Origin of the sequence: Oceaniovalibus guishaninsula JLT2003, assembly GCF_000299575.1 — a bacterium.
Lineage (GTDB): Bacteria > Pseudomonadota > Alphaproteobacteria > Rhodobacterales > Rhodobacteraceae > Palleronia > Palleronia guishaninsula.
In genome coordinates this window covers 79,519-100,345 of sequence record NZ_AMGO01000036.1, presented here as the reverse complement: position 1 = coordinate 100,345, position 20,827 = coordinate 79,519, and the positions used below count along the sequence as shown (strand labels likewise).

General features: G+C 66.2%; 19 protein-coding genes and 1 tRNA gene. 4 read left to right on the top strand and 16 right to left on the bottom strand.

What is annotated here, in order from left to right:
- Positions 1-2: 2 nt before the first annotated feature.
- The 3 genes from gpt to fabI are packed head-to-tail and all read right to left on the bottom strand — an operon-like array spanning position 3 to position 1,968.
- Positions 3-524, bottom strand: coding sequence for a xanthine phosphoribosyltransferase (gene gpt, locus OCGS_RS08585; RefSeq protein WP_007426847.1), 522 nt, complete (start codon positions 522-524; stop codon positions 3-5).
- 11 nt (positions 525-535) lie between these two features.
- Positions 536-1,150, bottom strand: coding sequence for a LysE family translocator (locus OCGS_RS08580; RefSeq protein ID WP_007426846.1), 615 nt, complete (start codon positions 1,148-1,150; stop codon positions 536-538).
- Positions 1,147-1,968, bottom strand: a complete 822-nt coding sequence (gene fabI / locus OCGS_RS08575) for an enoyl-ACP reductase FabI (protein WP_040610837.1) — start codon at positions 1,966-1,968, stop codon at positions 1,147-1,149. Before fabI ends, OCGS_RS08580 begins: the two co-directional genes overlap by 4 nt.
- Positions 1,969-2,058: 90 nt before the next feature.
- Here fabI and pdxH point away from each other — a divergent pair, with 90 nt between their 5' ends.
- The 4 genes from pdxH to OCGS_RS08555 all read left to right on the top strand — a co-directional run bounded on the left by pdxH (position 2,059) and on the right by OCGS_RS08555 (position 7,122).
- On the top strand, positions 2,059-2,652 hold the full coding sequence (gene pdxH, locus OCGS_RS08570) for a pyridoxamine 5'-phosphate oxidase (RefSeq protein ID WP_007426844.1): 594 nt from the start codon (positions 2,059-2,061) through the stop codon (positions 2,650-2,652).
- Positions 2,649-3,107: a DUF192 domain-containing protein gene (locus OCGS_RS08565; protein ID WP_007426843.1), complete on the top strand. Its 459-nt coding sequence runs from the start codon at positions 2,649-2,651 to the stop codon at positions 3,105-3,107. The genes pdxH and OCGS_RS08565 overlap by 4 nt, the downstream gene beginning before the upstream one ends.
- Before the next feature lie 40 nt (positions 3,108-3,147).
- A tRNA-Pro gene (locus tag OCGS_RS08560) sits at positions 3,148-3,224 on the top strand.
- A 262-nt stretch (positions 3,225-3,486) separates the two neighbouring features.
- Positions 3,487-7,122: a vitamin B12-dependent ribonucleotide reductase gene (locus tag OCGS_RS08555; protein WP_040610835.1), complete on the top strand. Its 3,636-nt coding sequence runs from the start codon at positions 3,487-3,489 to the stop codon at positions 7,120-7,122.
- A gap of 45 nt (positions 7,123-7,167) precedes the next feature.
- On the opposite strand, the gene ggt is transcribed toward OCGS_RS08555, so the two are convergent.
- The 13 genes from ggt to rffA form a co-directional block, all read right to left on the bottom strand.
- Positions 7,168-8,895, bottom strand: coding sequence for a gamma-glutamyltransferase (gene ggt / locus OCGS_RS08550; RefSeq protein ID WP_007426841.1), 1,728 nt, complete (start codon positions 8,893-8,895; stop codon positions 7,168-7,170).
- A 68-nt stretch (positions 8,896-8,963) separates the two neighbouring features.
- Positions 8,964-9,146, bottom strand: a complete 183-nt coding sequence (locus tag OCGS_RS08545; protein WP_007426840.1) for a hypothetical protein — start codon at positions 9,144-9,146, stop codon at positions 8,964-8,966.
- Positions 9,147-9,162: 16 nt separating this feature from the next.
- Positions 9,163-9,306, bottom strand: a complete 144-nt coding sequence (locus OCGS_RS15085; protein ID WP_007426839.1) for a hypothetical protein — start codon at positions 9,304-9,306, stop codon at positions 9,163-9,165.
- Positions 9,307-9,412: 106 nt separating this feature from the next.
- Positions 9,413-10,000: a GNAT family N-acetyltransferase gene (locus OCGS_RS08540; RefSeq protein WP_007426838.1), complete on the bottom strand. Its 588-nt coding sequence runs from the start codon at positions 9,998-10,000 to the stop codon at positions 9,413-9,415.
- Positions 10,000-11,277: a phosphopyruvate hydratase gene (eno, locus tag OCGS_RS08535; protein ID WP_007426837.1), complete on the bottom strand. Its 1,278-nt coding sequence runs from the start codon at positions 11,275-11,277 to the stop codon at positions 10,000-10,002. Before eno ends, OCGS_RS08540 begins: the two co-directional genes overlap by 1 nt.
- A 31-nt stretch (positions 11,278-11,308) precedes the next feature.
- Positions 11,309-12,208, bottom strand: a complete 900-nt coding sequence (locus OCGS_RS08530) for a DMT family transporter (RefSeq protein ID WP_007426836.1) — start codon at positions 12,206-12,208, stop codon at positions 11,309-11,311.
- A gap of 3 nt (positions 12,209-12,211) precedes the next feature.
- Complete coding sequence (locus tag OCGS_RS08525; protein WP_007426835.1) at positions 12,212-12,625, bottom strand: Fur family transcriptional regulator; 414 nt, start codon at positions 12,623-12,625, stop codon at positions 12,212-12,214.
- 107 nt (positions 12,626-12,732) lie between these two features.
- Positions 12,733-15,672 (bottom strand): calcium-binding protein, encoded by a 2,940-nt coding sequence (locus tag OCGS_RS08520; protein WP_156801015.1) that lies wholly within the window; start codon positions 15,670-15,672, stop codon positions 12,733-12,735.
- A gap of 407 nt (positions 15,673-16,079) precedes the next feature.
- Entirely contained in the window at positions 16,080-17,636 is a 1,557-nt protein-coding gene (locus tag OCGS_RS08515; protein ID WP_007426833.1) for a hypothetical protein, read from the bottom strand.
- Positions 17,636-18,358 (bottom strand): GNAT family N-acetyltransferase, encoded by a 723-nt coding sequence (locus tag OCGS_RS08510; protein WP_007426832.1) that lies wholly within the window; start codon positions 18,356-18,358, stop codon positions 17,636-17,638. Before OCGS_RS08510 ends, OCGS_RS08515 begins: the two co-directional genes overlap by 1 nt.
- A complete protein-coding gene (locus tag OCGS_RS15220) occupies positions 18,348-18,737 on the bottom strand; it encodes a GtrA family protein (RefSeq protein WP_007426831.1) in 390 nt (129 codons plus the stop codon). Before OCGS_RS15220 ends, OCGS_RS08510 begins: the two co-directional genes overlap by 11 nt.
- Positions 18,734-19,690 carry a glycosyltransferase family 2 protein gene (locus tag OCGS_RS08500; protein ID WP_052026158.1) on the bottom strand — a complete coding sequence of 319 codons (957 nt, stop codon included), beginning with the start codon at positions 19,688-19,690 and terminating at the stop codon, positions 18,734-18,736. The genes OCGS_RS15220 and OCGS_RS08500 overlap by 4 nt, the downstream gene beginning before the upstream one ends.
- A complete protein-coding gene (rffA, locus tag OCGS_RS08495; RefSeq protein WP_007426829.1) occupies positions 19,687-20,826 on the bottom strand; it encodes a dTDP-4-amino-4,6-dideoxygalactose transaminase in 1,140 nt (379 codons plus the stop codon). The genes OCGS_RS08500 and rffA overlap by 4 nt, the downstream gene beginning before the upstream one ends.
- Between the last annotated feature and the right edge of the window lies 1 nt (position 20,827).

Below are 20,827 nucleotides of genomic sequence, written 5' to 3'. Positions count from 1 at the left end.
GGTCAATCCTTGCCGCGATAGGGCGGCGCGTATTGCAGCGCCATGTCCCACGGAAAGAAGATCCAGGTGTCCTGGCTGACCTCGGTCACGAAGGTATCGACCTGCGCGCGGCCCTGCGGCTTGGCATAGACCGTGGCGAAATGCGCCTTCGGATAGAGCCTGCGGACCAGTTCCAGCGTCTTGCCGCTGTCCACCAGATCGTCGACCACCAGAATGCCGGTGCCGTCGCCCATCAACTGCGCGTCCGGCGATTTCAGCATCGTCGCCTCGGCCTGTTGCTGGTGGTCATAGGATTTGACGCTGATCGTATCGACGCTGCGGATGTCCAGTTCGCGTGCCACGATCATCGCGGGCGCCATGCCGCCGCGCGTGATCGCCACCACGGCGCGCCAGCCGCCGCCCCTGGCCCCCGCACCGCCATCCGGCCCCAGCCCGTCCAGCCGCCATGCCAGCGCACGGCTGTCGCGGTGGATCTGGTCCCAACTGACGTGGAAACCCTTTTCATGGGGCAGGCGGTCGGTCATGCGCGGCCTTTCTATATCAATGCCACCTCGACGCCCAGAACGCCGAGGATCGTTCCGAAGGAGCGGTCGGCCCATTTCTTCATTCGGCCATAGGCAGCCTGGGCACGCGGAAGGGCGAAGATCCGGGCCACCAGCACATACCACAGCGTTTCCACCCAAAGGATGTTGAAAAGCACGATGGCTTTGTCGGACAGGTCCGCCGCCGCGGGAACGAGGCCCACGAAGACCGCGCCAAAGAAGATCGCGGGCTTGGGGTTGGCCAGCATCGCGGCTAGGCCCAGGCGGACGGCGGATGACAGGCGGCGCGGTGCGCGGCCCGGATCGACGACCGGCATCGGGTCGGCCGCATGCCGCCACATCCCGATCGCCAGCCAGATCAGGAACAGTCCGCCCGCCAGTTTCACCACGAAGAACAGCGGCGGCACGACCTGAAACAGCAGCGACAGCCCCGCCAGGGCCGCGAAGGCCCACAGCGCCGCGCCGATCCCGAATCCCAGCGCCAGCCCGGCGGCGGGGCGGAACCCTTCGGTCGCGGCGGTCCTGACGGCCAGCACGAAGGACGGGCCGGGGCTGATCGCGGCCAGAAGATGCACGAGCGCGACGCCGATGAAGGCGGCAAGCGTCATCCGGCGTCCTTGACGGCGCGGGTGATATCGGGTGCGTCGGGGTTCTTCATGCCGATGACGTGATAGCCGCTATCGACATGCAGAACCTCGCCCGTCACGGCGCTGCCCAGATCGCTGAGCAGATAGAGCGCGGATTTGCCCACCTCGTCCTGCGTGACGGTGCGGCGCAGGGGCGCGTTCAGCTCGTTCCATTTCAGGATATAGCGGAAATCGCCGATGCCGCTCGCGGCCAGCGTCTTGATCGTGCCGGCGCTGATGGCGTTCACGCGGATGCCGTCCCGGCCCAAATCTTCGGCCAGATAGCGCACCGATGCTTCCAGCGCGGCTTTGGCGACCCCCATGACATTGTAATGCGGCATCACTTTCTCGGCGCCGTAATAGGTCAGCGTCAGCGCCGATCCGCCCGATGTCATCAGCTTTTCGGCGCGCTGCATCATCGCAGTGAAGGAATAGACGGAAATGTCCATTGACATGGCGAAATTGGCCCGGCTGGTGTCGATATAGCGGCCGCGCAACTCGTCCTTGTCCGAAAAGCCGATGGCATGGACCACGAAGTCGAGATGGCCCCACCGTTCGCCGATGGCGGCGAAAAGCGCATCGAGGCTGTCGGCGTCGCCGACATCGCAGGGATGCACGAAATCCGACCCGATGCTTTCCGCCAGGGGCTTCACCCGCTTGAGCAGCGCGTCGCCCTGATAGGAAAAGGCCAGTTCGGCGCCCGCATCGGCGCAGGCCTTGGCGATGCCCCAGGCGATGGACTTGTCGTTCGCAAGCCCCATGATCAGGCCGCGCTTGCCCGCCATCAAACCGTTTGACATTCCGCGCCCCTCGCCCATTTTCACGCCTGTCCGTGGGCTTTAGGCGATTGCGCGCAGTGCATCAAGTCATGCCCCGACCCGGAGGAAAGCATGGCCGACAGCATTTTCGACGCGACCGATCCGTTCGCCCTGACGTCGGACTGGCTGGCCGAGGCGGAGGCGTCCGAACCCAACGATCCCAATGCCATGGCGTTGGCGACCGTCGATGCCGACGGGATGCCCGACGTGCGGATCGTCCTGCTGAAAGAGGTCGAGCGGGACGCCTTCGTGTTCTTCACCAACCTCGACAGTGCCAAGGGCCGGCAGATCGCAGCAACGGGGCAAGCGGCGCTGGTGCTGCACTGGAAGACCCTGCGACGGCAGGTCCGGGCGCGGGGCGATGTCGAACGGGTGCCGGACGCGCAGGCGGATGCCTATTACGCCAGCCGGCCGCTCGGCAGCAGGCTGGGCGCCTGGGCGTCGCGGCAGTCGCGGCCGCTGGACGGGCGGCAGACGCTGGTCGACGCGGTCGAGGACGCGAAGGCGCGGTTCGGGGACGATCCGCCGCGGCCGGATTTCTGGGGCGGCTTTCGCATCAGGCCGCGGCAGATCGAGTTCTGGAAGGACGGCGAATATCGGCTGCATGACCGCGAACGGTGGTCCCGCGACGGGGCCGGCTGGACGCGCCAGAGGCTATACCCATGATCCGGCTGGCTTTTCTTCTGGCGCTGTGGTCCGGTTGCGCGCAAGCGGCGTGCCAGCCGGGGCGGGTCGAATTGCGGGGCGACTGGGGGCAGGCGGCTTTCGCGGTCGAGATTGCCGACGATCCGGCCGAGCGCGCGCAGGGGCTGATGAATCGCCCGTCGATGCCGCGCGGCGCGGGGATGCTTTTCATCTACGAACAGCCGCAGCGCGCGTCGTTCTGGATGCGTAACACGTTGATCCCGCTTGATATGATCTTCGTCGGTGCGGATGGAATCGTGCGGCGGATCCACGAGAACGCGGTGCCGCTGGACGAGACTCCGATTCCCGGCGGGGACGGTGTTCTGGCGGTGCTGGAGATCAATGGCGGGTTGGCGGGGCAGTTGGGCATTTCCGAAGGATCGCAGCTTCGGCATCCCGGCCTGCCGCAGGATCTGGCCGTCTGGCCTTGCGAATAAGGCTTTCCATGCGGCGCGGCAGCCGCTAGTCATCGCGCGTCGGGGCGTAGCGCAGCCTGGTAGCGCATCTGCTTTGGGAGCAGAGGGTCGGAGGTTCGAATCCTCTCGCCCCGACCAATGCCGACCGACCCCGTCCCAATGTACAATTTGTACAGTTCGCGGCCCGAAACGTACAATTCGCGGGCAGGCGGCCGTTAACCTTCGAGTCGCGGCCCGGACGGCCCACCGGATCGGCCCGCCGTCAAGCGAACAATGCTGTTGCGGAGTCGTAAAAGACGCGTCAGGTTGTGGGGGTAGAGCGGGCGGACGCTATATATGGTGTCACCCGCAGGCTCCTTGGGGGCTGACCCGAACATGACAGCGAAGGATGGGCACGGCCATGAAGATCGACCGCAGATTCACCAAAGCCGGGCAGGACGCCTATGCCGATATCGCCTTCACCAAGACGGCGAGCGAGATCCGCAACCCGGACGGCACGGTCGTTTTCCGGCTGGACGAGGTCGAGGTTCCTGCGACGTGGAGTCAGGTGGCCAGCGACGTCATCGCGCAGAAATATTTCCGCAAGGCCGGGGTGCCCGACAGGCTGCGCCGGGTGAAGGAAAAGGGCGTGCCCGAATTCCTGTGGCGGTCGGTCGCGGACGAGGGCGCCACGCTGGGCGGCGAGACGTCGGCGCGGCAGGTCTTCGACCGGATGGCGGGGGCCTGGACCTATTGGGGCTGGAAGGGCGGATATTTCACCGCCGAGGAAGACGCACGCGCCTATTTCGACGAGATGCGCGTCATGCTGGCCACCCAGCGCGCCGCGCCCAACAGCCCGCAATGGTTCAATACCGGGCTGCACTGGGCCTACGGCATCGACGGGCCGGCGCAGGGGCATCATTATGTGGACTTCAAGACCGGCAAGCTGACGGCCTCGACCTCGTCCTATGAACATCCGCAGCCGCATGCCTGCTTCATCCAGTCGGTCAGCGACGATCTGGTGAACGATGGCGGCATCATGGATCTGTGGGTGCGCGAGGCGCGGCTGTTCAAATACGGCAGCGGCACCGGCACCAATTTCAGCAGCCTGCGCGGCGAGGGCGAGAAGCTGTCGGGCGGCGGTAAGTCCAGCGGGCTGATGGGGTTCCTGAAGATCGGCGACCGGGCGGCGGGCGCGATCAAGTCGGGCGGCACCACGCGGCGCGCGGCCAAGATGGTGATCTGCGACGCCGACCATCCCGACATCGAGCAGTTCATTAACTGGAAGGTCATCGAGGAGCAGAAGGTCGCCAGCATCGTCGCGGGCAGCAAGATGCACGAGGAAAAGCTGAACGCGCTTTTCGCCGCGATCGGCGCCTGGGACGGGCGGGCCGAGGATGCCTATGACCCCAAGGTGAACGGCGCGCTGAAGGATGCGGTGAAGGCCGCCAAGAAGGTCGCCATTCCCGAAACCTATGTGAAGCGGGTGCTGGATTACGCGCGGCAGGGCTATGACAGCATCATGTTCCCGACCTATGACACGGACTGGGATTCGGAAGCCTATTCGTCGGTATCGGGGCAGAACTCCAACAACTCGATCCGGGTGACGGATGCGTTCCTGCAAGCGGTGCGCGACGACGCGGACTGGGCGTTGCTGAACCGCACCGACGGGTCGGTCGCCAAGACCGTCAAGGCGCGCGACCTGTGGGAACAGGTGGGCCATGCGGCCTGGGCCTGCGCGGATCCGGGCATCCAGTTCCACGACACGGTGAATGCCTGGCATACCTGCCCCGAGGACGGGCCGATCCGGGGCAGCAATCCGTGCAGCGAATACATGTTCCTGGACGATACCGCCTGCAATCTGGCGTCGATGAACCTGCTGACCTTCCTCAGGGACGGCGCGTTCCAGGCCGAGGATTACATGCATGCGACGCGCCTGTGGACGCTGACGCTGGAGATCAGCGTGACGATGGCGCAGTTCCCCAGCCGCGAGATCGCGCAGCGCAGCTATGATTTCCGCACGCTGGGGCTGGGTTACGCCAATATCGGCGGGCTGCTGATGAATATGGGCCACGGTTACGACAGCGCCGAGGGCCGCGCGCTGTGCGGGGCGCTGAGCGCGCTGATGACCGGCGTCAGCTATGCCACCAGCGCCGAGATGGCGGCCGAGCTGGGCGCGTTTCCGGGCCATGCACGCAATGCGGGCCACATGCTGCGCGTCATCCGCAACCACCGCAACGCGGCCCATGGACGGACCGAAGGGTACGAGGGGCTGGCAGTGAAGCCGGTGCCGCTGGACCACGCGCATTGCCCCGACAAGGCGCTGCTGTCGCTGGCGGTTGAGGCGTGGGACGAGGCGCTGGCCTTGGGCGAGGCGCACGGGTTCCGCAACGCGCAGGTCAGCGTCATCGCGCCCACCGGCACGATCGGGCTGGTGATGGATTGCGACACGACCGGGATCGAGCCGGATTTCGCGCTGGTCAAATTCAAGAAGCTGGCGGGCGGGGGATATTTCAAGATCATCAACCGCTCGGTCCCCGCGGCGCTTGAGAATCTGGGTTATTCCAGCGCCCAGATCGCCGAGATCATCGGCCATGCGGTCGGCCACGCGTCGCTGGGCAACGCGCCCGGCATCACGCAGACGGCGCTGATCGGGCATGGCTTCGGCGCGGCGCAGATCGAGAAGATCGAGGCGGCGCTGCCATCGGCCTTCGACATCCGCTTCGTCTTCAACCAGTGGACGCTGGGCGCCGAGTTCTGCCGCGAGACGCTGGGCATCCCCGAGGCGAAGCTGAACGATCCGGCCTTCGACCTGCTGCGGCATCTGGGATTCTCGAAAAAGGACATCGACGCGGCGAACGATCATGTCTGCGGAACGATGACGCTGGAGGGCGCGCCGCATCTGGACCCCAGGCACTACCATGTGTTCGACTGCGCCAATCCGTGCGGCAAGACCGGCAAGCGCTATCTGTCGGTCAACAGCCACATCCACATGATGGCCGCGGCGCAATCCTTCATCTCGGGGGCGATCAGCAAGACGATCAACATGCCCAACGACGCCAGCATCGAGGATTGCAAGGCGGCCTATGAGCTGTCGTGGTCGCTGGGCGTCAAGGCCAACGCGCTTTACCGCGACGGCAGCAAGCTGAGCCAGCCGCTAGCGGCAAGCCTGGTGGACGGCGACGAGGAGGCCGAGGAGGTTCTGGCCGCCGGATCGACCCCCGAGAAGGCCGCCGTGCTGGCCGAGAAGATCGTCGAGAAGATCATCGTGCGCGAAGTGGCGCGCGGCCGCGAAAAGCTGCCCGAGCGGCGGCGCGGCTATACGCAGAAGGCGATCATCGGGGGGCACAAGGTCTATCTGCGGACGGGCGAATACCGCGACGGCAAGCTGGGCGAAATCTTCATCGACATGCACAAGGAGGGGGCGGGCTTTCGCGCGATGATGAACAACTTCGCCATCGCGATCAGCGTCGGCCTGCAATACGGCGTCCCGCTGGAGGAGTTCGTGGACGCCTTCACCTTCACCCGGTTCGAGCCGGCGGGCACGGTGCAGGGCAACGAGGCGATCAAGAACGCCACCTCGATCCTGGACTATATCTTCCGCGAGCTGGCGGTCAGCTATCTGGATCGCAGCGATCTGGCGCATGTGAAGCCGGCGGGCGTCAGCTTCGACGATCTGGGCCGGGGCGAGGAAGAGGGCGTGCGCAACTTCCGCGACGCGCCCGAACGCACCAGCGACGCGATCGAGGTGCTGCGGCAGGTGGCGAGCGCGGGCTTCACCCGCAACCGGATGCCGCCCGAGCTGATGGTGCTGCAAGGGGGCGCGCAGGGGTCGGTGCAGGGGTCGGTGCAGACGCTGGTGGCCGAGACCGCCATCACGACGGGCATCACGACGGGCACGGTGACGGTCACGGAAACCGGGCTGGATGCGCGGGCCAAGGCGCGGATGCAGGGATACGAGGGCGATCCTTGCGGCGAATGCGGGAACTATACGCTGGTGCGCAACGGCACGTGCATGAAGTGCAACACCTGCGGCGGCACCAGCGGCTGTAGCTGAAGCGACACGCCCCGCCGCCGATGGGTGGCGGGGCGCCGCGGCGGGTCAGTAGCCGCGCGCGGCCGAGCTGGTCTGCCGCGTATCGGCGCCGCCCAGACGCAGGCCGCTTTCGTCCTCGACCACGATGGACTGGGCCGACCCCATGGTTTCCATCACCTCGACCACATGGCCCTTGGATTCCAGGATGGCGATGGTGTCGGGGCTGAGGCCCTCCTCAATCCGCAGAACCTCGGGCAGCCACTGGTGATGGATGCGGGGGGCGACCGTCGCCTCGGCCACGTTCATGTCGTGGTCGATGACGTTCAAGATCAGTTGCAGCACCGTGGTGATGATGCGGCTGCCGCCGGGGCTGCCGGTGACCATGTAAACCTCGCCGTCCTTCATCACGATGGTGGGGCTCATCGACGAGAGGGGGCGCTTGCCCGGCTCGACGGCGTTGGCGTCGCCGCCGATCAGGCCATAGGCGTTCATCACGCCCGGCTTGGCGGCGAAATCGTCCATCTCGTTGTTCATCAGGACGCCGGTGCCGTCCGCGACCATCCCCGACCCGTAGGAGAAGTTGATCGTATAGGTGTTGGCGACCGCGTTGCCGTCCCTATCCACGATCGAATAGTGCGTGGTCTGGTCGCTTTCGTAGGGGGCAAGATCGCCCGGCTTGATCTGTTCGGACGGCGTGGCGCGTCCGGTCGAGATGCCCTTGCGGATGTCGGCGGCATAGTCCTTGGAGGTAAGTTCGGCCTGCGGCACGTCCACGAAGTCGGGATCGCCCAGATATTCGGAACGGTCTGCATAGGCGCGCTTCATCGCCTCGGCCATCAGGTGAATCGTCTCGGCCGAATTGTGGCCCAGATAGCCGATGGGGTATTCTTCAAGCGTGTTGAGGATCTGGATGATGTGGATCCCGCCCGAGGACGGCGGCGGCATCGAGACGATGTCGTAACCGCGATAGGTGCCGCTGACCGGATCGCGGCTGATCGCCCGATACCCGGCCATGTCGTCCATGGTGATGCGCCCGTCCGCGGCCTGCACCGCATCCACGATGGCCTGCGCGGTTTCGCCGGTATAGAACCCGTCCGGCCCCTGATCGGCAATGCGTTGCAGCGTGTCGGCCAGATCGGATTGCACCAGCGTATCGCCGGGCTGATAGAACGATCCGTCTTCCTTATAGAAGATCGCGGCCGAGGCGGGCCATTTCTTCAGCCGGTCCTCGAGCGCCATCAGGCTGTCGGCCAGGTCGGCGGTGACGGTGATGCCGTCGCGCGCCAGGGCGATGGCGGGTTGCAGCACTTCGGCCATGGTCATCGTGCCGTATTGGTCGAGCACCATCTGCATCCCCGCGACCGTGCCCGGAACGCCGGTGGCGAGGCCGGTATAGCGCGACTTTTCGCTGTCGGCCTCACCCGCCTCGTCGAGGAACATGTCGCGGTCCGCGCTCATCGGGGCCATTTCGCGGTAGTCGATGGCCTTCGTTTCGCCCGTTTCGGCGTCGTGGACCATCATGAAGCCGCCGCCGCCCAGGTTGCCGGCGCGCGGCAGGGTCACGGCCAGCGCAAAGGCCACGGCGACGCCCGCATCGAAGGCGTTGCCGCCGGCCTGAAGGATGTCGCGCCCGACTTCGGCGGCGACCTCCTCCTGCGCGACGACCATGCCGTTTTCGGCCCAGGCGGGATGGATGCGGTCCATGCCGCTGTAGATCGCCGCCTCTTGCGCGGTGGCGGCGATGGGGACCAGCGCCAATGCGGCGCCGGTCACGGCTGCGAAAGATCGTTTCATGGTGAACCCCCCTGCGGTCTGATGCCGCGAAGCGTAGCGAGGGGGTGACGTGGCGTCCAGCCGGGGCGTCAGCCGCCGCGCGGCCTTCCGTTCAGGTCGGCCGGCCGGGCCGGGCCGCGTGTGACAGCCAGGATGGTGCCGCCGACCACCGTGCCGGCGACCTTGACCGGAACGCGGACGACGGCGCAGCCCGGCAAGGCAAGGCCGATGCCGATAACGAACAGCGCCGCCGTGGCGGAAAGCGGTTTCATGCCGGAAGGTGCCCTGTCAAGAATCGTCGCCCATGATCTGGTTGCCGACGAACTTGGTGCCGCCCCAGGTATCCTTGGCGACGCCGACAGCGGTGTTGCAGCCGGCAAGCGCGAGGGCGGCCGCGGCCAGCAGAACGAATGTTGCGGTCTTGTTTTTCATGGTTCTTCTCCCTGTCCAGACTGGATTACGCGGGGCGGGCATGTCAGCGCAAACGCAGAGGATTCTGCAAGGGGCGGTCCCTGTTGCGAATGCGACTTTCTCGCAACTAGAGCAGCGGGATCTGCGGCGCGGCCTGGCGGTCGAGGAGGCCGGCGGCGCGGGGATCGTCGAAGATTTCGACGGCGCGGCGGACGGGGCGGAAGCCCGCGCGGATGTAGAAGGGCAACGCGGCGGGGCTGTCGAGGGTGCAGGTATGGACCGTCAGTTCGGGCGCGCTGGCGAAGGCGCGGTGCAGCGCCTCGGCCATCAGCCAGCGGCCGGCGCCGCGCCCGGTTTGCGACGGGACGAGGCCGAGAAAGGCAAGCTCGCAGGTGCCGGGCCGGCGAAAATCCAGCTCCACCAGGCCGACAGGGCGGGTTTCGTGCAGGACGGGATGCACGGCGACGCGCGGGTCGTGGACGATGGCGGCCAGCGTCGCGTCGTCCATCGCCAGCCGCGACGTCCAGAGCCAGTCGCGCCCGACCGTGCGGAAGACGGCGCGGTAATCGGCAAGGGGCAGGCGGTGCGCCCGGGCCAGCGACAGCCCCTCGGGCGGCGGGGGCGGCGGCGCATCGGGGGGCGCGTCGCGGCGCAGATGGGTGACGACGGCCGCCAGCTTGCCCGGCGGCACGTCATGCAGGCCGTCGCCCAGCATCAGCCGCGCAGGATCGCGCGCCCGGCATAGCGGGCGGTTTCGCCCAGCATTTCCTCGATCCGGATCAACTGGTTGTATTTCGCCAGCCGGTCCGACCGCGCAAGGCTGCCGGTCTTGATCTGGCCGCAATTCGTGGCGACGGCGAGGTCGGCGATGGTCGCATCCTCGGTCTCGCCCGAGCGGTGGGACATGACGTTGGTGTATCGCGCGCGATGGGCCATATCGACGGCGGCCAACGTTTCGCTGAGCGTGCCGATCTGGTTGACCTTGACCAGCATCGAATTGGCGCAGCCGCGCTCGATCCCCTGCGCCAGACGGGCGGGGTTGGTGACGAACAGGTCGTCGCCCACAAGCTGCACCCGGTCGCCCAGCGCGTCGGTCAGCATCTTCCAGCCGTCCCAATCGTCCTCGGCCATGCCGTCCTCGATGCTGAGGATCGGATAATCGGCGACCAGACTTTCGAGGTAGCGGACGTTTTCCTGCGACGTCAGCGAAGCGCCTTCGCCCGTCATCTCGTACTTGCCGTCGCGGTAATACTCGGTGGCGGCGCAATCCATCGCCAGCATCACGTCGTCGCCAGGGGTGTAGCCCGCGCGCTCGATCGACCGCAGGACGAAATCCAGCGCCTCGCGCGTCGAGGAGATGTCGGGCGCGAAACCGCCTTCGTCGCCCAGCCCGGTGGACAGGCCGGCCTGCGTCAGATCCTTTTTCAGGGTGTGGAAAATCTCGGACCCCATGCGCACCGCCTCGCGTATGTCGGGCGCACTGACCGGCATGATCATGAATTCCTGGATGTCGATGGGATTGTCGGCATGTTCGCCGCCATTGACGATGTTCATCATCGGCACGGGCAGGGTGCGCGCCGCGGTGCCGCCGACATAGCGGAAAAGCGGCTGGCCGGTATAATCGGCGGCGGCCTTGGCGGTGGCCAGGCTGACGCCCAGGATCGCGTTGGCGCCCAGCCGCGACTTGTTGGGGGTGCCGTCGAGGTCGATCATCGTGGCGTCGATGGCTTCCTGTTCGGTCGCGTCGAAGCCTGCCAGCGCCTCGGCCAGTTCGCCGTTGACGGCGGCCACCGCGTCCAGCACGCCCTTGCCCATATAGCGCGCCTTGTCGCCGTCGCGGCGTTCCACGGCCTCGTGCGCGCCGGTGCTGGCGCCCGAGGGAACGGCGGCGCGGCCCATCGTGCCGTCTTCGAGGATCACGTCCACCTCGACCGTGGGGTTGCCGCGGCTGTCGAGGATTTCGCGTCCGATGATGTCGATGATGGTGGCCATGCCTGTCGCTCCCTGATGCGGTCGCGGCCTTCTAGCGCGGGGCGGGGCCGGGGGAAAGGCGGGCGGCGGCGCGGCGCGAGAGCTGGCGTTCGCGCACGAAGGCGTAAAGGCCCGTCAGCACGACGATCGCCGCGCCCAGAAGCGTCAGCAGGTCGGGCCGTTCGCCGAAGACGGCGATGCCGATGACCAGCGCGAAGACCAGGCGCGTGTAGCGGAACGGGATGATGACGGCGATGTCGCCCATCCGCATCGACGCGGTCAGCGTCGCATAGCCGATGCAGCCGAAGACCAGCGCCACGAAAAGCGCCAGCACCGCCGGGCCGTCGGGCATCGACGCCGTGCCGTTGACCGCCATCACCGCCAGTCCTACGGGAACCAGCCCGGCGAAGGCCCAGGCCGAAAGCTGCATCGCGTCCACCCGGCGGGGCACGCGGCGGGTGGCCAGATCGCGCATGGCGAGCCCGGTGACGCCCAGCACCGCCCAGAGCGCCAGCGGATCGAACCCGTCGAGGCCGGGGCGCAGGATGACCAGCACGCCCGCCAGCCCGATGACCACCGCCATCCACCGCCGCCAGCCCACGATTTCGCCCAGGAACAGCGCCGCACCCGCCGTCACCATCAGCGGACCGGCCTGAAGGATGGCGGTGGCCAGCGACAACGGGATCAGCGTCAGCGCGGTGATATAGCCGAGCGTGCCGACCATTTCGCCGCCGTTGCGCAGCAGCACGGCGGGATCGAGGATGTCGCGCGTCAGCACGGGGCGGCCGCGCAGACGGCAGGCCAGCGCGAAGACCAGCGCGCCGCCCACGCCCAGCGTCGCCATGATCTGCCCCGGCCCCAGCATCGCCGAGGCGGTCTTGACGAACGCATCCTCGACCGCGAAAGCGGCCATCGAGGCGATCAGAAGCAGGATGCCGCGCGCGTTTTCCACCGCCTAGCGCTTCTTCGCGGGAACACCGTAGAGTTCCAGCCGATGACCGCGCAGCTCGTATCCCAGACGGGCGGCGATGCGGTCCTGAAGGGCCTCGATCTCGGGGTCGACGAATTCGATGACGTGGCCAGACTGCATGTCGATCAGGTGGTCGTGATGGTCGCGCTCCGCATCCTCATAGCGGGCGCGGCCGTCGCCGAATTCGTGCTTTTCGAGGATCCCCGTCTCCTCGAACAGCTTGACGGTGCGATAGACGGTGGCGATGGAAATGCGCGGATCGCGCGCGGCGGCGCGGGCATGGACGGTTTCGACATCGGGGTGGTCGCGGCTGTCCTGAAGCACCAGCGCGATGGTGCGCCGCTGGTCCGTCATGCGCAGGCCGCGTTCGGCGCAGCGGTCGAGGATGGGTTCGGTCATGGGCGCGTCCCGCGTCGTGCTGCCCCCGGTCTAGGTCAGCGGCGCGCCGAGGGCCAGACCCGTCGGACCGGGCATGTCCGGCGAACATGCCCGGCCCGTCCGGGGCATCAGCCCCAGTCGGTGATCACGGTCTCGGTCAGCCAGGCCAGATCGTCGCCGTCGAGATCCTTGAACGTGATCTTCTCGTCTCCGAAGGACAGCACCAGCCCGCCGCGCTTTTCCGACGCGACATCGGCCAGCGTTTGCCCGGCTTGCAGAAGGTCGCCCAGATAGAGCCGGTCTTCGGCGGCGAAGTCGATGATGTCGTCGCGGCCGCTGCCCTTGCCGAAGACGAAGGTGTCGCTGCCGGCCTGGCCGATCAGGCGGTCGTTGCCGGCCCCGCCATCGATCGTGTCGTTCCCCGACCCGCCGATGACGCTGTCGCGACCGTCATCGCCGAACAGCGCGTCCTCTCCGGCGCCGCCGAACAGCCAGTCGTTGCCGGCGCGGCCGTGCACGATGCTGGCTTCCTCGCGGCCGAAGAACCTGTCGCCGCGATCGGTCGCCGTGATCTCGCCCACGTTCTGGACGATGGCGCCGAAGCTGAGCGCGGTGTCCAGCGCCGATCCGGTCAGCGGATCGCCGCCCTTCTCGGCCACGTCGTCGTTGAGGCTCCAATACGATGCCTCGACCGTCCTGCCGTCGAACTCGGCCGTTGCGCCCATCTCGAAGATGGAATGCGCCCATTCGCCACGGGACTGGCCCATCTCGCGCGCCGTGCCGCCGCCCGAATGCAGCGCCATGATGAAGACGCCCTTCTGGCTGCCCGCGGCGCCTTCAATCTGCACGACCGTGTCGGGGGTGGCGGCGACGACGCCGTCGCCGAGGCCCATCGTCAACGTCAGACCCAGATCGGGACCGCCCGGATCGACCGGCGCGCCGTCGTCGCCACCCGCGGACGCGTCGCCGTCGCCCCCGCTATTGCCGCCGCCCGTATTGCCGTCGCCCGGTTCGGGTTCGGGTTCGGGTTCGGGTTCCGGCTTTGGTTCGGGCTTCGGATCGGGCGGGGGCGGCATCTGGGTGTCGCCGCCCGATCCTTCGCCCGCCGCCGCGCGCCGGTCGGCAAATTCGGCGATGTCGAACGCGGGGCCGCCCGCGAATTGCAAAAGCTCGATCCCGACAAGATATTTCGTGCCGTCCGGCCCGGTGAGACGATAGCCCTCGCCCTCGGCCACCAGGGTATAAAGGCCGATGGCTTCGGACAGGATCACCCGGTCGATGCCGTCGCCGCCGTTGATGCCGTCGTCGCCCTTGCCGGGGGTGAACGCATCGTCGCCGCCGCCGCCCAGCAGATAGTCGATCTTGTCGGTGCCGATCAGGCTGTCGTCGCCTTCGGTGCCGCGTTCGATGACGCCGTGCTGATAGCGCTGGCCGCCATCCTCGTCCCACCAGGCCGCGGTTTCGGCGTTCAGCTTTTCCAGCAGATCGGACCGCGGCGAATGGTCGGTGGTGCTTTCGTAAAGGCCCCACATTCCGTTCACCGAATTCATGGTGATGTCGAGGAATTGCATATAGGGACCGTCGCCGTATTTCATCCAGCTGTCCCATGACGCCTGATACAGGTCGGCCATCTGCGGGCTGCGCATGAATTCACCCATGAATTCGGTCAGGATGACTTTCTGCTCGGCCGTCAGATCGCGGACGCCGAAAGCGTGGTGGACGTGCTGACCGCCTTCATAGGCCACCAGGTCGAGACCGTATTTGTCGGCGAACTGCTTCTGGATCGCAAGTTTCTTGTCATAAAAGGGGATCGAGCTTTCGTAATTCGGATCCATCAGCTTGTCGGCGAGATACTGGAAAGCGTCCACGTTCGGATCGGCGATCGCCTTCAGAAGCTCGTCACGATAGGCGGCCTTGCCGACGGTGGAGTTTCCGAAATAGGTCGTCACGCCGATGGAATCGAAGACCGAGGCCGGATCGATGAATCCCTCGGGGTCGATCTGCTTCCACAGCTTGGATTCCAGCATCTGCTGGGTGAAGCCGATATTGGCCGTCTGCGTTCCAAGCACCGCATGCACGCGGTCGGCGTTTTCCTCGCCGAACACCTCTTTTATCAGCGCGGCGACTTCGGTGGCCCTTTTGGCGACATAGCCGGGGAAGAAGCCGCCCTGGCCTTCGTAGCCCGCCCATTCCACGCGGGCATCCCACAGAAGTTCCTGGGTCTGCCAGAATCCCCAGTTCCAGATCTCGTTGGAATATTCGAACTTGGCGACCAGGCCGTCATCCAGATTGTCGCGGACGTATTCGGCGAAGTTGCGGATCCACGTCTCGTCAACCCGGTGGGGGATGGTGAACCACGGATCGGCGCCGACCTCGTTTGCAAGCCGCACCATATCCTCGACCGACATGCGGCCCATGTTGGGACCGTCGGGCGTGGCGCGTTCGTCCCAGGTTTCTTCCTTCGAATTGTTGGCGCCCATCACGCCCATAAACCGGATCTCGCGCAGATCCTTGAGCGTTTCCAGATAGACCGGATCAAAGACGGCGCCCGCTTCGAACAGGTCGAGCTTGTCTTCGTGAACCATCGTCATGTTACGGATATAGTCGCCGGTCTTTTCGGGGTCGGTTTCGGTGATCCGCAGGAAGATCTTGCCGGTGGCATTCGCCTCGAACACGATCTTGCCCGGTTCGCGCGAGACGATCTTGATGCGGTCGCTGGTGGCGCCGATCGTAATGGTGCCTTCGCCTTCGTATTCCAGCACATACCGACCGGCCAGGCGATAGTTTTCTTCGGGGATGTATTGCCACGAGAAGATGGTGCCGACGCTTTCCATGCCGGGCGGGATTTCCTTCACCCAGCCGTCGGCGTCCAGATAGCCCTGCTTCTGCAACTCTTTCTGGTCCAGTCCGTCCCACACGCCGGGCTTGTGCGCCTGCCACGCGCGCATGTTCTTCATCATGTCGATGAAATGCTGGCCCGGCGCGTAATCGACCGGACTGTGGATATTCATCGAGAGTGTCGGGTTGGAATTGCCCTGAGCAGCATTCGCAACATTCGTGTCTGACATGTTCAGCTTCCTTCGGCCCGCGTTCGACATGAACGACCTGAGTTCGATCGGCCCACGGTGCGGATGGCCTATGGCATTTGTGTGGTAATTCTATAACCGGCTAGGATTTTCGGAATCTCATTCATCCGGCGCGCGTATTTCCGTACAGAGGTTCTTGGAACGAAGGCAGGGAAGCCTTCGGCCAAAGCGGATATTTCGCGCGTGGGTGTTATCAGATGGCAATATGTCAACCTCGGGTTTAGATCGGATTTCCGCAATATCGGAAAGGTCTAGCCTTATTCTTGCTTGATGGGAATGACGATGTTCGTTGCCAATTCCCGTGTTAGACGGCCATTGTCATGTCAGCGCAAACAATACCCGAAGTCACGGGGCATATTTGCCGCAGGTGCGGCAACCGACATGGCGTGTCAGCTTGCCGTGCAGGTCGCCCAGCGCGCACCCCGTCTGGTGTAGACGTTCCAATAAACGGTCCGCCGGCAGAGATCAAACGCGCCCGGCAAGGCATCGCGCAGAACCGCGCGAATCTCCGTAGGGGCATGGGCCAGAAGGACCACGTCGATGGCCGGGTCCAGCACTGGATCGCCGGCGAATTCCGGCGAATTCGGCCGGGGCCAGAGCGGGAAGCCGCCTACCGGCCGGGCCAGCATGGCGAATTCGAACGAAACGCCGTTGTCGGCGACGATGCCCGTATCCGCGCCGGCACCCATTGCCGCCAGCGCCTCCAGACCGTCGGCCAGCATCGCATACTGGCGCGCGCTGTTGGCGTCTTCGTTGTCGGTGGTGACGTGATAGGCGGCATAGGGGCCGGTGGCGATAAGGGGGGCATCGCGGAACTGGCGCGCCTCGGCCGTGGCGCCGGCGAGGTTCAGCAGATGCGGCCCGCCGAACGCGGCCAGCAGCACCAGCGACGTGGCCATCGGAAAGGACCGCAGCGACAGGCCGTCGGCGGCGATGCCCGCAAGGCAGATCGCCGCGGCGCAGATCAGGGGCAGTGCCATCTGTCCAAGCGACCCGCCGCCGCCCATCGTCGCCGCCATGCCGGTGGCCGCCGCGAAGACGATGGCCAGCCCGGCCACCGTCGCGGGGCCGAAGCGCAGGATCCGCCATGCGGCCATCAGCGCGGCGGCCAGCAGCGTCACGGCGACCGGCTGCGCCAGCAGGATCTGCACGGACTTGCGGATCAGGCTGACGATCTCGCTGTCCTCGCGCGTGCCGACGCTGGCCTGCACGTAATTCCACGAGGCGCGGTATTGCCGCAGGTCGGGGTCGAAGAGGGCGAGCGTGCCGACCATGCCGAGGCCGACGCCGAGGATCGCGGACCAGCGGCGCTGCACGATCAGCGCCAGCGGCAGGGCGAGGGCGAGGATGACGAAGGTGGGCTTGGTATAGGCCGCCGCGACGCAGACGATGCCCAGCAACAGGCCGGTCGCGGCCTCGCGCCGGCGGGTTTCGGAGCGGAAGGCCACGAACAGCGCGCAGAGGATGGCCTGCGCCAGCCCGATGCGGTTGTAGAGGAACGAATGCGCCGACCAGATCCGCGTGACGGATTGCGATACTTCCAGAGGATGCAGCGTGAACAGCAGCGCCGCCAGCAGCAGACCGGCGGAAAGCCAGATCGTCGCCGAGACGTGGCGCCAGCAGATCGCGATGGCGATGCCCCAGGCGGCGGCGAACAGCATCAGCGCGGCCTGCGCCCAGGCATGCATCGTCGGCCCGAACAGGTGCATGGCCAGCGCAATCGCGCCCGAGGTGAAGCCGCCGTAGAAATGGCCGAAGTCGATGCCGGGCTGCATGCCGGTATAGACCCGCCAGGCCGCGCCGAAGATGAAGGACGTGTCGCCGAAATGCTGGTTGTCATAGACGATGCCGGTCAGACCGATCAGCGTCAACAGGACGAACGCGGCGATGCCCAGCGCCAGCACGGCGCGCAGCGCGGCATTCGTCCAGCCGATGGCGGGCCGCATCAGTCGAACCATTTGTGGAACGTGTAATAGCTGTAGCGGTGCGCCAGGCCGAACCGCGCCCAGACCTTCTGAACGGCATAGTTGTTGATCTGAGTCGAGAGGATGAACTCGGTTGCTCCGTCATCGCGCATGAAGCTCAACGAGCGGGCGACCATCGCGGCATATAAACCACCCCCCTGGTGATGCGGGGCAACGCCGCCGACCACCATCTCGGCCTGGATGTCGGTATTGAAACGCAGCGTGGCATAGGCGACGATTTCATCTTCGACCGTAACGATGGCGGCTGTAAGGCGATCCGTCAGTGCACGGATGCTGTTGCCAGACCATTCCACATAGGCCGCGTCGGCCTTGTCGTTATCCAGCCGCGGATCGGCGTGGTAATGGCCGTAATAGCCCTTGAAGGACGACCGCGCGACAGCCTCGACCGCGTCGGCGTCCTGCGGGCGGGCGCGGCGGATGTCGAAGGGCCGGCGCGGCGCGGGTTCGGTCCAGTCGGTCAGCGACCGGCCGTAATAGACCAGCGTATCCATCAGCCGGAATCCATCCGATTCGAGCGCGTGGACGCGCGGCAGGTTCGACACGTCGATCCGGGTGCTGAGCATCCGCACGCCCTGGGCGCGGGCGGCGGCGTCGATCGCGTCTAGCGGGGCGGCCGGATCGGCGATGCGCGCGCAGGGCACGCCGAAGCGGTCGGTTTCGAGGGCGTTCATCTCAATCGGCATGATGCGGCGATCCTCCGAACTTCAGGATTGTAAGGCTGGTATAGATGACCAGCGCGGCGGCCAGCGTGGTGACGATCTGCGCGAAGGCCGGGTGCATCCAGCGGATCAGCACCCACATGCTGACCAGCGAGAAGACCAGCCCGATCCCGTAGGCCAGCAGGAAGCGGGGCAGGTCGCTGGCATGGCTGCCGCGCGACCGGAAGCTCCAGCTTCGGTTGAGCAGATAGCTGATCGTGAGGCCGAGGATATAGACGCCGCCCGATGCGGGCACGGCCGGGACCGATGCCGCGATGAGGCCCAAAAACACGGCGTAGCAAAAGAGGTTGCTGCCGATGCCGACGATCCCGTATCGTCCGATGCGCCCCAGCCCGCCCGTCACGGCCGCTGTCCTTCGGCATCGCCGGTTTCGCAATCGACCAGGATGCGCGGGCGGCGCTGCACCTCGGCGAAGACGCGGCCCAGATAGAAGCCGTGCACGCCCAGCACCGCCAGGATCAGGCCGCTGAGAAACCAGACCGACAGCACGATGCTGGTCCAGCCCGGCACGGTGAAGGCCCCGATGGCCCAGGCGACGAGGATCACCAGCGACATCAGCGCCGAAAACGTGCTGAACAGCAGCCCCGCGATCACGCTGAGCTTGAGCGGACGGTCCGAGAACCGCACGACGATGGCCACCGCGAGCCGCAGCAGCCGCAGCAGGTTGTAGGAACTTTCGCCCGCCGCGCGACCAGACCTGTCGACGCTGTGGAACGTCCGCTTCAGCCCGGTCTGCGCGACCATGACCGGCAGGAACACCTCTTGTTCGCGGTATTGCAGCAGCACATCGACCATGCGGCGGGAATAAAGGCCGAAATTCCCGATATTGTTGTTCAGGTTCACGCCGCCCAGCAGGTCGATCAGGCGATAGAACCCGCGCGAGGCCAGGCGGCGGAAGCGGCTGTCGCGCCAGGTGCCGCGATCGACGACGACGGCCTGCGTGTCGGGTTCGGCACGGGCGCGGTCCAGCAGGACGGGAATGGTCGCGGGATCGTCCTGAAGGTCGCAGTCGATGACGGCGACCCATTGGCCGCGCGCCGCCCCCAGCCCCGCCCAGATCGCCAGATGCTGTCCGTGGTTGCGCGCCAGCCGGATGCCCCGCACGCGGTCGTCGAGGCGGGCCAGTTCGCAGATCAGCGGCCAGGGCGCGTCCGGCCCGCGATCGTCCACGAGAACGGCCTCCCATGTGATGCCGGTGCCATCGAAGGCGGCGCGGATGGCGTCCACCAGCGATTCGAGGCAATCGGTGCAGCCATAGACCGGGCTGACCACGCTGATCAGGGGTGCGTCTGTCACGGGTTGGCCCGGAAATAGCCCTGCGCCGCGTCGATCACCCGTTCGATGCCGGCGCCCAGATCGAAGAACACCGGCAGCCGCACCAGCGTGTCGGAAATGCGGTCGGTCACGTCCATGCCGCCATGCGTGCGCCCGAAGCGCCGCCCGGCCGGCGCGCTGTGCAGGGGCACGTAATGGAACGGGGTGATGATCTCGGCCGCGCGCATATGGTCGATGAAGGCGGTGCGGTCGGCCAGATCGCGCATCAGCAGATAGAACATGTGGCCGTTGCCCGTCACCGCGTTGGACTGGCGCGGCAACGCGATGCGTCCGGTCTGCGCCAGATCGGCGAAGGCGTCCATGTAATGCCCATAGACGGCGCGGCGGCGGGTATTGATGACTTCCGCCGATTCGAGCTGCGCGCACATATAGGACGAGATCAGCTCGCCCGGCAGGAAGGACGAGCCGAGATCGACCCAGGAATACTTGTCCACCTGTCCGCGAAAGAATTTGGATCGGTCGGTGCCCTTTTCGCGGATGATCTCGGCCCGCTCGATCAGGTCGGGGCGCATGAGGGTCAGCGCGCCACCCTCGCCGCTGATGATGTTCTTGGTTTCGTGAAAGCTGAACGCCGCCATGTCGCCCAGCGATCCGGCCGGCCGGCCCTTGTAGAACGACCCCAGCGCCTGGGCCGCATCCTCGACCAGCAGGGCGTTATGCGGCGCGGCGGCGTCGCGCAGCGCGTCCATATCGGCGGGAAAGCCCGCGTAATGCACAGCGAAGACGGCCCTGGTCCGCGGCGTCATCGCATCGGCGACGCGGGCGGGGTCGATGTTGAGGGTCGCCGGGTCGATATCGACGAAGACCGGCGTGGCGCCGCGCAGCACCACGGCATTGGCAGTCGAGACGAAGGTGAAGGACGGCATCACCACCTCGTCCCCCGGACCCAGATCGCAGAGGATGGCGGCCATCTCGAGCGCGGCGGTGCACGAATGGGTCAGCAGCGCCTTGCGCGCGCCGGTCAGATCCTCGATCAGCTTCTGGCACCGCGCGGTGAAATGGCCATCGCCCGAAAGCTGACCCCGGCGGATCGCCTCGCGGATATAGGCGATCTCGTTCCCGATGAGGGTCGGAGTGTTGAACGGAACCGTGACCATC

Excerpts from the sequence above, each read along its gene's own strand:
- OCGS_RS15085 (WP_007426839.1), bottom strand. The coding sequence starts at position 9,306 with ATGAAAAACAAGACCGCAACATTCGTTCTGCTGGCCGCGGCCGCCCTC.
- ggt (WP_007426841.1), bottom strand. The coding sequence starts at position 8,895 with ATGAAACGATCTTTCGCAGCCGTGACCGGCGCCGCATTGGCGCTGGTC.
- OCGS_RS08580 (WP_007426846.1), bottom strand. The coding sequence starts at position 1,150 with ATGACGCTTGCCGCCTTCATCGGCGTCGCGCTCGTGCATCTTCTGGCC.
- OCGS_RS08540 (WP_007426838.1), bottom strand. The coding sequence starts at position 10,000 with ATGCTGGGCGACGGCCTGCATGACGTGCCGCCGGGCAAGCTGGCGGCC.
- eno (WP_007426837.1), bottom strand. The coding sequence starts at position 11,277 with ATGGCCACCATCATCGACATCATCGGACGCGAAATCCTCGACAGCCGC.
- OCGS_RS08525 (WP_007426835.1), bottom strand. The coding sequence starts at position 12,625 with ATGACCGAACCCATCCTCGACCGCTGCGCCGAACGCGGCCTGCGCATG.
- OCGS_RS08510 (WP_007426832.1), bottom strand. The coding sequence starts at position 18,358 with ATGCCGATTGAGATGAACGCCCTCGAAACCGACCGCTTCGGCGTGCCC.
- rffA (WP_007426829.1), bottom strand. The coding sequence starts at position 20,826 with ATGGTCACGGTTCCGTTCAACACTCCGACCCTCATCGGGAACGAGATC.
- OCGS_RS08565 (WP_007426843.1), top strand. The coding sequence starts at position 2,649 with ATGATCCGGCTGGCTTTTCTTCTGGCGCTGTGGTCCGGTTGCGCGCAA.
- OCGS_RS08545 (WP_007426840.1), bottom strand. The coding sequence starts at position 9,146 with ATGAAACCGCTTTCCGCCACGGCGGCGCTGTTCGTTATCGGCATCGGC.
- OCGS_RS08555 (WP_040610835.1), top strand. The coding sequence starts at position 3,487 with ATGAAGATCGACCGCAGATTCACCAAAGCCGGGCAGGACGCCTATGCC.
- pdxH (WP_007426844.1), top strand. The coding sequence starts at position 2,059 with ATGGCCGACAGCATTTTCGACGCGACCGATCCGTTCGCCCTGACGTCG.
- OCGS_RS08515 (WP_007426833.1), bottom strand. The coding sequence starts at position 17,636 with ATGCGGCCCGCCATCGGCTGGACGAATGCCGCGCTGCGCGCCGTGCTG.
- OCGS_RS08520 (WP_156801015.1), bottom strand. The coding sequence starts at position 15,672 with ATGTCAGACACGAATGTTGCGAATGCTGCTCAGGGCAATTCCAACCCG.
- gpt (WP_007426847.1), bottom strand. The coding sequence starts at position 524 with ATGACCGACCGCCTGCCCCATGAAAAGGGTTTCCACGTCAGTTGGGAC.
- fabI (WP_040610837.1), bottom strand. The coding sequence starts at position 1,968 with ATGTCAAACGGTTTGATGGCGGGCAAGCGCGGCCTGATCATGGGGCTT.